This is a genomic window from Paramesorhizobium salinisoli (genome assembly GCF_003335045.1).
Taxonomy (GTDB): Bacteria; Pseudomonadota; Alphaproteobacteria; order Rhizobiales; family Rhizobiaceae; genus Paramesorhizobium; species Paramesorhizobium salinisoli.
In genome coordinates, this window is sequence record NZ_QOZG01000008.1 from 158,681 (window position 1) to 170,565 (window position 11,885).

Below are 11,885 nucleotides of genomic sequence, written 5' to 3' on the forward strand. Positions count from 1 at the left end.
CCGCTTTAACGCAGGCCATGAAATAAAAAAAGACCGGCAGATCGCCGGTCTTTCGTTTTACGTCTCAGCGTCGGGATCAATCCCTGCCGATCAGCGCCTTCCAGATGATGGCGCCGATCGCAGCGCCGATCAGCGGCGCCACCCAGAACAGCCAGAGCTGGCTCAATGCCGCGGTTTCGGCGAACAGTGCCGCTCCCGTCGAGCGCGCCGGGTTGACCGAGGTATTAGTCACCGGGATCGATATCAGATGAATCAGCGTCAGGCCCAGGCCGATGGCTATGGGAGCGAAACCTGCCGGGGCCGTCGATGAGGTCGAGCCGAGGATGATGATGAGGAAGAAGGCGGTCAAGACGATTTCGATGATCAGCGCAGCGGTCAGATTATAACCGCCCGGCGAAAGCTCGCCATAACCGTTGGAAGCGAAGCCGCCCGGCATATAGCCGGCCTTTCCTGAAGCGACGAGGTAAAGAACGGCGCCTGCCGCAATCGCGCCGACGACCTGAGCGATCCAGTAAGGGATCAGGTCCTTCCAGTCAAAGCGGCCGGCCACGGCCAGACCGAGCGAGACGGCGGGATTGAAATGGCCGCCGGAAATACCGCCGACGGCGTAGGCCATTGTCAGGACGGTCAGGCCGAAAGCAAGGGCGACGCCGAGGAAGCCGATGCCGAGATCGGGAAATGCCGCAGCAAGGATCGCGCTTCCGCAACCGCCAAAGACCAGCCAAAAAGTGCCGAAAAACTCGGCGGACAGTTTGTTCAACATGTGTTCCCCCAGTGGATGAGCGCATAGCGTGAAGCGAATCAATATTCGGGAAAACATATTCCGGCTTTTTACTGTCGGCAATACTGAAAGATCGAGGCCGCTTTTTCGAAAAGCGTCTTCAAAACAGCAGCAAGAGCTTGAAGAGAGGATATTTCGACGAAAACCTGCATGGCTTTGGGATCACGGCAATCGACGTGAAATCCATCGCGGTGTATGTAAGGTATGCGGTGTGGCGCTGCGGGGGGCGCCAGATACGTTGAAACCCGGAGGACAGGATGGCTGGAGCGTCGGCTGGTCACATGCATATGCGAAATTTCGTTGGTATTCTAACCCTTCCCCTTTTGGTCGGCCTCTCGGCCTGCACGGCCACGGCATGGTCCGAGAAATTCGCCGTCGAGACGGTGATACTGCCGAAGGAGTGTGCCGGCTGGCAGAAGATCGATCTCAAGCAGCGCACGATCCTGGCACTGATGCGTAGCGATCCGCGTCTGGTTGTCGATATCGATTCCCACAATCTGCGCGGCAGGAATCTCGGCTGCTGGGATTAATGGTGCGTATCGGCCATGCATCCAGACATCATCGATTTTCGATCCTTCTACGCTTCTGCCCTAGGGCATCTGGTGGAGCGCGCCATCGTCATGGCGCTATCGCCGCTATGGTCGAAACTGCCGGAGGAGCGCCTGGTCGGCATCGGCTATACCTTGCCTTATCTCGATCGCTTCCACGCCGATACGGAGCGCACTTTTGCCTTCATGCCGGCGGGGCAGGGGGCGATCGGCTGGCCATCCGTCGAGGCGTGCGCCACGGCGCTGATCTTCGACGAGGAACTGCCGCTGCCGGAGTCCTCCGTCGATCGCATCCTGCTCGTGCATGCGCTGGAGCATTCGGAAAATCCCGGTGAGACGCTGAAGGAGATGTGGCGCGTGCTGGCGCCGAATGGACGGCTGGTGATTGTTGTGCCAAACCGTCGTGGCGTCTGGGCGCGGTTCGAGCATACGCCTTTCGGAAGCGGCCGGCCCTATAGTCGCGGTCAACTCGTCCGGGCGCTGCGCGAGGCCAATTTCACTGCCGGGACGGTGGTGGAGGCGCTGCATTTTCCGCCCGCCACACGTCGCTGGATGCAGCGTCCGGCCGCTCTTCTGGAGCGGATGGGGCGAAGGCTATGGCCGATCTTCGGTGGCGTATTGGTGGTCGAGGCGACAAAACGGCTCTATCAGGGACTTCCGGTGGCGCAGCGCTCCTCGCGCCGCGTCTTCGTTCCGGTGCTGGCCCCGCAGGGCTCCGCCATGCATCGAGGGGAGATATCGGGCAAATCAGGCGATAAATTGCACGTTTGAGCGGAAGACCGCTTGCGCTGTATTTCAGGGCCGGGCGCGTTGCAGAGTGCCGACATTTTCAAGCTCGTAAGACGTTGTCTGGTACATCTGATTGATCCAGTTGCCGAAGAGCAGATGGGCGTGCGAGCGCCAGCGATTGAGCGGCGGGCGGGACGGATCGTCATAGGGATAGTAGTCGTGCGGCACTTCGATCGGCACGCCGGCGGCTACATCGCGATCATATTCCTCCTTGAGCGAGATGGAATCATATTCGATGTGGTTGAACATATAGAGCCGGTTGCCCGTCGGTTCGGTGAGCAGGCAGGGGCCGGTCACATCGGATTCCATCAGTACCTGAAGGCCTGAGCCGGGGGGGATATCGGCGGACCGCACCTCTGTCCAGCGGGAAACGGGAATGGCAAAGTCATCCGAAAATCCGGAAAGATAGGGCGAGGCGGGCGCATTGTTGCGGTGCCTGAACACGCCGAAGGCCTTTTTTTCCAACGTATGTTTGGGAAGGCGATGGAAATGCCAGGCGGCGGCCATTGCCCCCCAGCAGATGAAGAAGGACGAATGGACGTTTGTGGTCGTCCAATCCAGGATGCGCGTGAGTTCGTCCCAATAGGTGACGTTCTCGAAGGGCAAAAGCTCCACGGGTGCGCCCGTTATGATGAAGCCATCGAACTTTCGTGCCGCTATCTCCTCCCACGTCTGGTAGAAGGCAATGAGATGGTCCTCGGACGTGTTCTTGGGCTTGTGGTTTCCGATACGCACCAGGGTCAGCTCCACCTGAAGCGGCGTGGTGCCGATCAGACGAGCGAATTGCGTCTCCGAGCGCATTTTATTCGGCATCAGGTTGAGAAGGCCGATCTGTAACGGACGGATGTCCTGGCGAAGCGCGGTGCGTTCATCCATGACGGATACACCTTCGCGCGCGAGTACTTCGCGGGCAGGAAGCTCATCAGGGATCTTGATTGGCATCGCATAAACTCCAAACAAAAAAACCGGCAACGAAATCGCGGCCGGTTCCAATGAATTGTCTATCCATCGGCCATTTAGCGATTTGTTTTACGTGGCTGCAAGCCGGCCGGCCAAATCACCACAAGTGGTGATACTTTTAAGCTGGCCGCCCCTTTGCGTCAATGGAGCTGATAAGCTAAAGGAGGCGACCTTGGAGCAGGATGCATCAGGTTGACGCGGGTATCCTTCGCCAAGTTGTTATTAGCCGCATGATCTTATCGGAAAGTCTGTTTCTTCGAGATCATGCTCCAGTGATAGGACGACTTGATGGCTTCCCTCGACCGCCCCCGCCCGAAAGCCGGTATCCTCAATATCGCGGCCTATGTCCCCGGCAAGGAATCCGCGCCGGGTGCGACAAAGGTCTACAAGCTTTCCGCAAACGAGACGCCACTGGGCCCGAGCCCCCATGCGCTCACTTCCTATCGTGAGGCTGCGCATCGGCTGGACGTCTATCCCGACGGGCAGGCAAAGGCGTTGAGGGAGGCTATTGCCGAAACGCAGGGGCTGAACCTGGCCAATATCATATGCGGAAACGGATCGGATGAACTGCTCGGTCTTCTGGCGCAGACCTATCTTGCCGCCGGCGACGAGGCCATCGTCACCGAACACGGCTTCCTCATCTACAAGATCCAGACGATTGCCGCGGGCGGGACGCCGGTAACGGTCAAGGAAAAGGACGAGCGCATCGATGTCGATGCCATTCTTCAAGCGGTAACGTCGCGCACCAAGCTCGTCTTCATTGCCAATCCGAGCAATCCGACCGGCACCTATCTGCCGTTCGAGGAAGTGCGGCGGTTGCATGCCGGCTTGCCAAAGACCGTGCTCCTGGTGCTGGACGCCGCCTATGCGGAATATGTCCGGCGCAACGATTATGAAGCCGGAGTGGAACTGGTGTCGTCGAATGAAAACGCGGTGATGACGCGCACCTTTTCCAAGATCCACGGGCTACCCGGTCTGCGCATCGGCTGGATGTATGCGCCCGCGCATGTGATCGACGCCGTCGGCCGGGTGCGCGGACCGTTCAACTTGAACAGCGCGGCGATCGCAGCGGGCGCGGCGGCGATCCGGGACCGTGCGCATGTTGAGACAGCGGTTGCCTTCAATGACAAATGGCTTCGGTGGCTCGATGCTGAGCTGACGGCGCTCGGCCTTCGGGTCACGCCTTCGGTCGCCAATTTCCTGCTGGTGCATTTTCCCGACGCTCCCGAAAAATCGGCGGAGCAGGCGGACGCCTATCTGGTATCCAAGGGCTATATCCTGCGCCGCGTCGGGGCTTACGGGTTCCCCAATGCGCTGCGCCTGACCGTCGGCCCCGAAGAAGCCAATCGCGGCGTCGTTGCCGCCCTGTCCGAATTTTTGAAGTAACGCGAATGTCCAAAATCCATTTCGACAAAATAGCGCTGATCGGCGTCGGGCTCATCGGTTCGTCGCTGGCGCGCGTCATCAAGCGTGAAGGGCTGGCGGGTAGCATCGTCATTGCCACACGAAGCGCTGAAACGCTGAAGCGGGCCGAAGAGCTGGGGCTTGGCGACAGCTACACCACCGAGAACGCGGAGGCGGTGCGGGATGCGGATCTGGTGATCGTCTCGGTGCCGGTCGGATCTTCCGGCCTGGTGGCGCAACAGATCGCCGGCAATCTGAAAGACGGCGCCATCGTCAGCGACGTCGGATCGACCAAGGCTTCCGTTATCGCGCAGATGCAGCCGGAACTGCCGCCAAGCGTGCATTTCATCCCCGGCCATCCGCTGGCGGGTACTGAATATTCCGGTCCCGATGCCGGCTTTGCGGAGCTTTTCACCAACCGCTGGTGCATCCTGACACCGCTGCCGGATGTCGACGCGGCGGCTCTGGCCAAGCTGACGGCGTTCTGGGAAGCCTGCGGTTCGCGGGTCGACCAGATGGATCCGCAGCACCATGATCTGGTCCTGGCCATCGTTTCGCACTTGCCGCACCTCATCGCCTACAACATCGTCGGCACGGCGAGCGATCTGGAACAGGTGACCAAATCGGAAGTGATCAAATATTCCGCTTCGGGTTTCCGCGATTTCACCCGGCTCGCCTCGTCCGACCCAACGATGTGGCGCGATGTATGCCTGAACAACCGGGATGCGATCCTGGAGATGCTCGGCCGCTTCTCGGAGGATCTGGCCTCGCTTCAGCGCTCCATCCGCTGGGGTGACGGCGATGCGCTTTTCGAGCTGTTCACGCGGACGCGGGCCGTGCGCCGCGGCATCATCGAGGCCGGGCAGGAAGTGGACGCGCCCGATTTCGGCCGTCAGGCAACCATCTCAAAGGGTGGGTAGAGTACCTAGTGGAATGAAACCCGCTATGGCCTTGCCGCGCCTGACATTGACCATGATGGTGGGCGCGCCGTTCTCGTCCTTCGGCATGGCCGACAGGGCAAAAAGCACCGTGGCGATGTTGCGATCCTGATCGGGAAAGGCCATGCGCGCCGCTTCGGCAAGCGCCGGCGGGTTGATAAGGCTTACATGGAACGTGCCGTCGATCACGCCGTCAGCATCCACCGAGAACGGGCCGGAAAGCGACAGCGAGCCTCCCGATGGGAGGGTGAGAATAGCGCTTTTGATTTCGCCGGATTGTCCGCGTAGGCGTTCCTCAATGGGGCCAGATCTCGGCTGGAGCAAGGCTGTGGCATCCGAAAACTGTATGTCGGCCGATCCAGATAGCGTGGGAACGGGCGTGTCTCCCGTGATCATCTGCGAAAGCTTCAGCCCATCGAAGCTGAAATTCGTCTGCAGCGGGCCGTTGAAGCCGCTTGCATCGAATTTGAGATTGGCGATTTCGGCAAGCGGCGTTGCGCTGGTCGTCTGCGTGCGCACGGCAATATGCAGGCCCTTGGCGACAGTGGAAATTTGGGAGGGCACCGGACGGATGAGCTGCGTGCTCGTCGTCAGTCTCTCCCAGCGCAATTCGAGCGGCACAAGGCCTGGTATGCCGATGAACGCCGGCCCGACAATTTCATTGGTCAGGCTGCGCGGCGCATAGACGGGCGATCCGGAAATGATACGCCCGGCTAAAAACGAAATACCGGCATTGGAACGGCGCCACGAAATGCTGTCGCAGACGATATCGATGCGCAGGGGATAGCCCGTGGTGCGAAGGTCTTCGCAGTTCGCCGAAATACCCCTGGCGCTCAGTCCAGCCAGGTCGCTTTTGGCGCGGGCTTCAATTTTCTCCGCCAGATAATACCAGCCTGCCGTATAGGCAGCGACAGCGATGAGAACGCCGGCCACCAATAACAGGAAGGCCTTCTTGTTGCTTCTGGATGAGACGCTTGACGCCATGGCGGGAGCCCCGTTAACGATCGATGTGCAATTGATTACTAGTCAACAACTGGAATGGATATGGGCGATTTTTGGGTGTTTGGCTATGGTTCCCTGATGTGGAAGCCAGGTTTTGCCCATGTGGAAACGGTCCGCGCCCGACTTTATGGCTATAGAAGGGCGCTTTGCATCCGCTCGCATATCCATCGCGGCACGCCGGAGCATCCGGGACTGGTGCTCGGGCTCGACCGGGGCGGTTCATGTCTCGGCCTTGCCTTTCGAGTTCCGGGCGATCTCGCCGGCGAGGTGCTCGCCTATCTCAGGGCTCGAGAGCTCGTCACGAATGTCTATTTGGAACGGCGCCTGCCGCTGCGCCTCGGCGACGGACGTTTTGTCGAGGCGGTGGTGTATGTCGCCGACCGTGATCACCAGCAATATGCCGGCGCTCTGCCGGCGGAGAGGGCGGCTGAAATTGTCGCAAGCGCTTACGGCCAGTCGGGGCCCAATGTCGATTATGTCATCAGCACTGTCGAGCATTTGCGCAAGATGGGCATTCGCGATCATTGGCTGGAAAGCGTGGCGACGATGATCAGCGCCGGCGATGAATTCCGTGCTTAAGGATTAGCGGGGCTCGAAACCCAGCTCCTTCAATCTCTCGACCGCCGTTGGTGGCATGGGGGGCGGGTTTGGACCCTTCGCCGCTTCGAGCAGCAACTCGTCACAGGCGGCTTCAGTCACCTCGATCAGCCGCTTCAGGAAAACGTCCTTGTCGAGGCCGGGCTCGATAGGCGGAAGGACGCGACAGCGTATCGTGCCCGGATAGCGGCGGAATTTGCGGCGCGGCCAGTAAAGGCCGGCATTGTGCGCGATGGGAATGACAGGCAAGCCGAGTTCGGCATAGATATGGGTGATGCCGTATTTATACTGGGGCGGCGCACCGGGCGGGCGACGGGTGCCTTCGGGATAGATCAGGATCTGGCGGCCATCGGCGATGGCTTTCTTGGCGCCGAGCACGATCGAACGCAGCGCCTTGGTGCGGGTTCCGCGGTCAATCGGGATCATGCGCATCTTGGCGACATACCAGCCGAACAGGGGTATCCACATCAACTCCCGCTTGAGAATCATCACGGGATCGTCGAGACGCGGCAGAAAGGCGAAGACGTCCCAGAAGGATTGATGCTTGGGCGCGCAGATATAAGCGCCCTCGGGGATGTTTTCCAATCCATCAATGACATAATCGGTGCCGACGATCATCTTCTGCAGCCAGAGATTTGACAGAGCCCAGTTCTTCGGCACCATCCATGCCTTCTTGCGCGGCATGAGAAAATAGACGGGCGTGAGCACGATCATCTGGATGATGATATTGGCGTAGAATGCCGCGTTGAACAGCAATGAACGGATGACGATCATCAAGCGGGCACCAATTTCGGTTTAGGGAGTGGAGTAGCCGAACGGCGTCATCGATATAGCAGGACGGGGCGGGATTCCAGACGAGAAAGCGTATGGGACCGGCTTTATCGAAGATTTACGGAAGGTCATGCGCCGGAAGGGGCGCTGCTTTCGGCGATCTGCGGGGCAGAGATGGCCGCTCGCGCCATTGATCCCAGATATTTGACATATTCGGTCATAAGGACGCGCAGCGCATCGCCCTGCTTGATCCAGCTATCCTGGTTCAGATCGGTCCTGACCACGGGATAGGGGATAAATTCGACATCAGGCATGGCGCGGGACAGTTCGGCCATGCTGCGCGGCATGTGGTAATTGTTGGTGACGACGATAATGCGGCGGTAATCGTTCGCCTTAACCCATTTGGCGCTTTCCGTGGCGTTGCCGACGGTATCCTGCGCCGAACGGTCGATATCGATGCAGCAATTGAACAGGGCGTCATCGGCGTGGGTGAAGCGCTGCAGCGCCTGGCGTTTCGTGGAGGGGTGCACGCCGCTGATGAGGAGCCGCTTGCCGTGCTGGCCTTTGAGGAGGGCGATGGCCGTTTCAATGCGGGACTGACCGCCGGTCAGCACGATGATGCCGTCAGCCGCCGGAACGGATGCCGGCTCGCGCATATTGGTCACCTTGTCGCTGAACGCGAGAAAGCCCACCGCGAAAACCAGCACGAGGCCGAACAACAGGAGCGTGACGGGTTGGAAAAATTTACGCAGTCGGGCAAGCAGGCGGGTCATGATCGGGATCAGCAGGCGGCGGCGCGGCGCAACGGAAGGCCGCGAAACAACGACGAGATCCTCAACATATTGCCCCTGATGGCTCTCCTCCACCGGAGCGACCGTGGCGAAATGCGGCTCCATCGCCCTATGGTACCCAGCAAATGCGGCGCAGGATAGCCTTGATTGCGGCTGGGGGACAAAATTCCGCCTTCCAATATGTCAGGATGAAAAGATTTCCTCACTTGAAAGTTATCTCCTCAGATGGATTCCGATCCACGGTTGTCCATCTCCTTCAACTGCGTGATGACGGTCAAGCGCGTCGTCAGCATGGTCAGCACACTGACGAGCAGGATGATGATCGCCACGCCGAAATAGCCATCCCTCCCGATGGCGAAATTGCCGAAAAGCGCTGCTGCCTGATCGGCCTCGGGCGTGGCAAGATTGCGCGACGACCACCAGGAAACAAGCAGGAACACCAGTACAGCGGCGCCGCCGCCGCAGAGCGCGCCTTTCAGTGCGGTGCGGAAGAAGTGCCGCTCGAATTCGCGGGCAACGAATTTCGCTTCGGCGCCGATGAAATGAAGCACTTCGATGATGTGGTCGTTGCCGGCCATCGCGCCACGGGTGGCGAAGATGACGGTGAGCACCGTCGCGGCGATGACGAGGACAAGTACGCTCATGCCGATCAACACGGTCGTACGCGCCATGGAGACAAGACGATCGACCCATGTGCGATGGTCATCGAAACTTGCGCCGGGCACGCTGCGAACGAGTTCGGCGCGTAACGTTTCAAAATCGGGTGGCGCGGCCTCATCGATCGACACGACGACCAGTCGCGGCACGGGCAGTTCATCGATGTCGAGGCCGGTGCCCAGCCACGGCTCAAGCAAGCGAGCGGTGGCTGCCCGGTCGATGATGCGCGTCGAGGTCACGCCGGCGAAGCCCTGGGCGATCTTGCTGGCCTGCGCCAGAAGCGCTTCCATGTCCTGGCCCTCGACCGGCCTGATCTGGATGGTCGCTTCCTTGGAAATCTGGCTCTGCCATGTGGCGGCGGAATCCCGGACGAGGCTGACGCCGCCAAGCGTCAGGCAAGCGAGGAAGGTCATGATGGCGATAACGATGATGAGCGCCGTGCCGGCGACGTTGCCCTGCGGCACGATAGGCGTCTGGCCTTGGCGCTTGCGCCAGCGGTCGGCCAACTCGAAAAGCGCCTCACGAGCTATATCGAGGCGCTGCATGATTTCATTCATAGATGTCGAGCCTCCCATGATCGAGAATCATGCGGCGGGCATTGACCTGCTCCATCAGTGTCAGGTCGTGGGTGGCGATAATGACGGCGGTACCCGAACGGTTCAGCTCGGCGAAAAGGCGCAGGAGACGGCGGGCAAGCGGTGGATCGACATTGCCCGTCGGCTCGTCCGCGAGCAGGATTTCAGGCTGGTCGATCAGGGCGCGCGCGATCGCCGCACGCTGTTTCTCGCCGCCCGAAAGCACTGGTGGCAGCACGCCCATGCGTTCGCCGAGCCCGACCCACTGCAGGAGTTCCTCGACTTCAGCGCGATAGGCCGCTTCCTCCTTGCCGCGCACACGCAGCGGCAGCGCCACATTCTCATACGTGGTCATGTGGTCGAGGAGGCGGAAATCCTGGAACACCACGCCGATGCGGCGTCGCAACAGCGGCAGTTCGCTACGGTCCAGGGTGGCGATATCCTTGCCGAAGACATTGATCAGCCCGCGCGTCGGCTTCAGCGCCATAAACAAAAGGCGCAGCAGCGACGTCTTGCCGGCGCCAGAGGGGCCGGTGAGAAACTGGAAGGAACGCGCCGGAATATGAAAGCTGACGTCGCGCAGGACCTCAGGACCCATACCATAGCGCAGTCCGACATTCTCGAAGCGAATCACGATGCAATAGTCCCGGACTTCATGGATGGTTCATAAGCCGGAATGACCATTCAATGCTATGGTTAACCGCACGTTAAAATAGGTTCGGCTTCATGGAGAAGCCTCACCCCAAGGCGAGAAGGAAAGGATTAACCATTTTCATTCAGTCTTCGGCTGCTGCCTGGGTGCAATTGCGCAGGGGAAAGTGACTGCACGATGGCAGAGATTGCCCGAAAAAGAATTCCCGAAACATCCGGCTTCGGCACAGATGGGACGGTGGAGGACGCTGAATTCTGGAGCGTCGTATCGCAAGACGCCGGCCTGCGGGAGAAGCCGGTTTCACTCGCGCCGATCCTGCGTCAGCCCAACCAACTCTCGATCCTCAAAACCGGAACCCGGAATCATTTCGCGTCTGATCAGGCGGGATTACCCGGCGCGGCCTATTGGGTTCTGGTGCTGCTTACCGCCTTTGGCGCGTTCTGGATGACCGGCGGCCATGTGGTCGCGGCGTATTTGCTGGCCAGTCAGACTGGCCCTGACGGCATGAAGCTCAGCCATATCAATACACGCATCGAGGCGCATGGCGGCCGTGAGGTGATCTTCGTGGCCGCAACCGTCCGCAACGAGGGCTTGAGACCCGATCCGGTTCCAGAAATTGCCGTGACCGTCGAGGGCCGGACGGGCGCGAAACGCGACCACTATCTGGGGACACGGGGGCTGACAATAGGGCCGGGCGAAAGCCTCACCTTTTCCAGCCGCCTGCCCGCGCTTGAGGACGGGGTGAAGACGGTGGGTGTCAGGCTGTCGCGATAAACCCGCACCAAGGCAATATTCGCTCTTTTCCGGTTTCGTCCGGTCGTGCATAAGCGGTAGCTTCAAAACTCGGCAATCACACAGGCGGAGAACATCCGATGCCCGAAGTCGGCGGCAAGACCATCGAAACGCTATTCAGCGCGGAAGACATCGCGGCGCGCAATCTGGATCTGGCGCGGCAGATCTCCGACGGCCATTTTCACGACCTGCTGGTGATCTCGATCCTGAAGGGCTCCTTTATCTTCGCTGCCGACCTGATCCGCGCCATGCACGATGTCGGCGTTGAGCCGCATGTCGAGTTCATCACCGTCTCGAGCTATGGGGCAGGCACCGAAAGCGGCCAGGTGCGGCTCCTGCGCGATATCGACAGCGATGTATCAGGGCGCGACGTGCTTTTGATCGACGATATTCTCGAATCGGGCAAAACGTTGAAATTCGTGCGCGATCTGATGCTGGAGCGAGGTGCGCGCAGCGTTTCGATTGCCGTGCTGCTCGACAAATCGGTGCGCCGCAAGACCGACATCGAAGCCGACTTCAAGGGATTCGAATGTCCTGACTATTTCGTCGTGGGTTATGGAATGGATGTCGGCCACGCCTTCCGGCAATTGCCGTTCGTGGGCTGGGTCAAGGACTAACCGTCATTCCT

The 11,885-nt window shown here is 59.9% G+C and carries 14 protein-coding genes and 1 riboswitch; of the genes, 7 read left to right on the forward strand and 7 right to left on the reverse strand.

Going from position 1 to position 11,885, the window contains the following annotated elements; all coding sequences use genetic code 11:
* Positions 1-76 precede the first annotated feature (76 nt).
* Positions 77-763, reverse strand: coding sequence for an aquaporin Z (gene aqpZ / locus DUT91_RS18705; protein ID WP_114442019.1), 687 nt, complete (start codon positions 761-763; stop codon positions 77-79).
* 305 nt (positions 764-1,068) lie between these two features.
* Here aqpZ and DUT91_RS18710 point away from each other — a divergent pair, with 305 nt between their 5' ends.
* Together DUT91_RS18710 and DUT91_RS18715 are read left to right on the forward strand one after the other, a co-directional pair.
* A complete protein-coding gene (locus DUT91_RS18710) occupies positions 1,069-1,311 on the forward strand; it encodes a hypothetical protein (RefSeq protein ID WP_245419793.1) in 243 nt (80 codons plus the stop codon).
* A 15-nt stretch (positions 1,312-1,326) separates the two neighbouring features.
* Positions 1,327-2,100, forward strand: coding sequence for a class I SAM-dependent methyltransferase (locus DUT91_RS18715; RefSeq protein WP_114442021.1), 774 nt, complete (start codon positions 1,327-1,329; stop codon positions 2,098-2,100).
* Between the two features lie 24 nt (positions 2,101-2,124).
* Here DUT91_RS18715 and DUT91_RS18720 read toward each other — a convergent pair whose 3' ends face one another.
* Entirely contained in the window at positions 2,125-3,060 is a 936-nt protein-coding gene (locus DUT91_RS18720; protein WP_114442101.1) for a homoserine O-succinyltransferase, read from the reverse strand.
* 54 nt (positions 3,061-3,114) lie between these two features.
* Positions 3,115-3,192: riboswitch (SAM riboswitch) on the reverse strand.
* 174 nt (positions 3,193-3,366) lie between these two features.
* Between DUT91_RS18720 and hisC the strand changes: the two genes are divergently transcribed.
* Both hisC and DUT91_RS18730 read left to right on the forward strand, forming a co-directional pair.
* Complete coding sequence (hisC, locus tag DUT91_RS18725) at positions 3,367-4,464, forward strand: histidinol-phosphate transaminase (protein WP_114442022.1); 1,098 nt, start codon at positions 3,367-3,369, stop codon at positions 4,462-4,464.
* Positions 4,465-4,469: 5 nt separating this feature from the next.
* Entirely contained in the window at positions 4,470-5,402 is a 933-nt protein-coding gene (locus DUT91_RS18730) for a prephenate/arogenate dehydrogenase family protein (protein ID WP_114442023.1), read from the forward strand.
* On the opposite strand, the gene DUT91_RS18735 is transcribed toward DUT91_RS18730, so the two are convergent.
* Complete coding sequence (locus DUT91_RS18735) at positions 5,388-6,404, reverse strand: DUF2125 domain-containing protein (RefSeq protein WP_114442024.1); 1,017 nt, start codon at positions 6,402-6,404, stop codon at positions 5,388-5,390. The genes DUT91_RS18730 and DUT91_RS18735 overlap by 15 nt on opposite strands.
* A 60-nt stretch (positions 6,405-6,464) precedes the next feature.
* On the opposite strand from DUT91_RS18735, the gene DUT91_RS18740 reads away from it, so the two are divergent.
* Positions 6,465-7,001, forward strand: a complete 537-nt coding sequence (locus DUT91_RS18740; protein WP_114442025.1) for a gamma-glutamylcyclotransferase — start codon at positions 6,465-6,467, stop codon at positions 6,999-7,001.
* A 3-nt stretch (positions 7,002-7,004) separates the two neighbouring features.
* On the opposite strand, the gene DUT91_RS18745 is transcribed toward DUT91_RS18740, so the two are convergent.
* The 4 genes from DUT91_RS18745 to ftsE all read right to left on the reverse strand — a co-directional run bounded on the left by DUT91_RS18745 (position 7,005) and on the right by ftsE (position 10,447).
* Positions 7,005-7,793, reverse strand: coding sequence for a lysophospholipid acyltransferase family protein (locus DUT91_RS18745; protein WP_425373816.1), 789 nt, complete (start codon positions 7,791-7,793; stop codon positions 7,005-7,007).
* Positions 7,794-7,918: 125 nt separating this feature from the next.
* Positions 7,919-8,686 (reverse strand): YdcF family protein, encoded by a 768-nt coding sequence (locus tag DUT91_RS18750; RefSeq protein WP_245419794.1) that lies wholly within the window; start codon positions 8,684-8,686, stop codon positions 7,919-7,921.
* Between the two features lie 116 nt (positions 8,687-8,802).
* Positions 8,803-9,783: a cell division protein FtsX gene (locus DUT91_RS18755; RefSeq protein ID WP_245419802.1), complete on the reverse strand. Its 981-nt coding sequence runs from the start codon at positions 9,781-9,783 to the stop codon at positions 8,803-8,805.
* A 4-nt stretch (positions 9,784-9,787) separates the two neighbouring features.
* Entirely contained in the window at positions 9,788-10,447 is a 660-nt protein-coding gene (gene ftsE, locus DUT91_RS18760) for a cell division ATP-binding protein FtsE (protein WP_114442028.1), read from the reverse strand.
* A gap of 195 nt (positions 10,448-10,642) precedes the next feature.
* On the opposite strand from ftsE, the gene DUT91_RS18765 reads away from it, so the two are divergent.
* Together DUT91_RS18765 and hpt are read left to right on the forward strand one after the other, a co-directional pair.
* A complete protein-coding gene (locus DUT91_RS18765; protein WP_114442029.1) occupies positions 10,643-11,239 on the forward strand; it encodes a hypothetical protein in 597 nt (198 codons plus the stop codon).
* Between the two features lie 98 nt (positions 11,240-11,337).
* Positions 11,338-11,874, forward strand: coding sequence for a hypoxanthine phosphoribosyltransferase (hpt, locus tag DUT91_RS18770; RefSeq protein WP_114442030.1), 537 nt, complete (start codon positions 11,338-11,340; stop codon positions 11,872-11,874).
* The last annotated feature ends 11 nt before the right edge of the window (positions 11,875-11,885 follow it).

Excerpts from the sequence above, each read along its gene's own strand:
- aqpZ (WP_114442019.1), bottom strand. The coding sequence starts at position 763 with ATGTTGAACAAACTGTCCGCCGAGTTTTTCGGCACTTTTTGGCTGGTC.
- DUT91_RS18710 (WP_245419793.1), top strand. The coding sequence starts at position 1,069 with ATGCGAAATTTCGTTGGTATTCTAACCCTTCCCCTTTTGGTCGGCCTC.
- DUT91_RS18715 (WP_114442021.1), top strand. The coding sequence starts at position 1,327 with ATGCATCCAGACATCATCGATTTTCGATCCTTCTACGCTTCTGCCCTA.
- DUT91_RS18720 (WP_114442101.1), bottom strand. The coding sequence starts at position 3,060 with ATGCCAATCAAGATCCCTGATGAGCTTCCTGCCCGCGAAGTACTCGCG.
- hisC (WP_114442022.1), top strand. The coding sequence starts at position 3,367 with ATGGCTTCCCTCGACCGCCCCCGCCCGAAAGCCGGTATCCTCAATATC.
- DUT91_RS18730 (WP_114442023.1), top strand. The coding sequence starts at position 4,470 with ATGTCCAAAATCCATTTCGACAAAATAGCGCTGATCGGCGTCGGGCTC.
- DUT91_RS18735 (WP_114442024.1), bottom strand. The coding sequence starts at position 6,404 with ATGGCGTCAAGCGTCTCATCCAGAAGCAACAAGAAGGCCTTCCTGTTA.
- DUT91_RS18740 (WP_114442025.1), top strand. The coding sequence starts at position 6,465 with ATGGGCGATTTTTGGGTGTTTGGCTATGGTTCCCTGATGTGGAAGCCA.
- DUT91_RS18745 (WP_425373816.1), bottom strand. The coding sequence starts at position 7,793 with ATGATCGTCATCCGTTCATTGCTGTTCAACGCGGCATTCTACGCCAAT.
- DUT91_RS18750 (WP_245419794.1), bottom strand. The coding sequence starts at position 8,686 with ATGGAGCCGCATTTCGCCACGGTCGCTCCGGTGGAGGAGAGCCATCAG.
- DUT91_RS18755 (WP_245419802.1), bottom strand. The coding sequence starts at position 9,783 with ATGCAGCGCCTCGATATAGCTCGTGAGGCGCTTTTCGAGTTGGCCGAC.
- DUT91_RS18765 (WP_114442029.1), top strand. The coding sequence starts at position 10,643 with ATGGCAGAGATTGCCCGAAAAAGAATTCCCGAAACATCCGGCTTCGGC.
- hpt (WP_114442030.1), top strand. The coding sequence starts at position 11,338 with ATGCCCGAAGTCGGCGGCAAGACCATCGAAACGCTATTCAGCGCGGAA.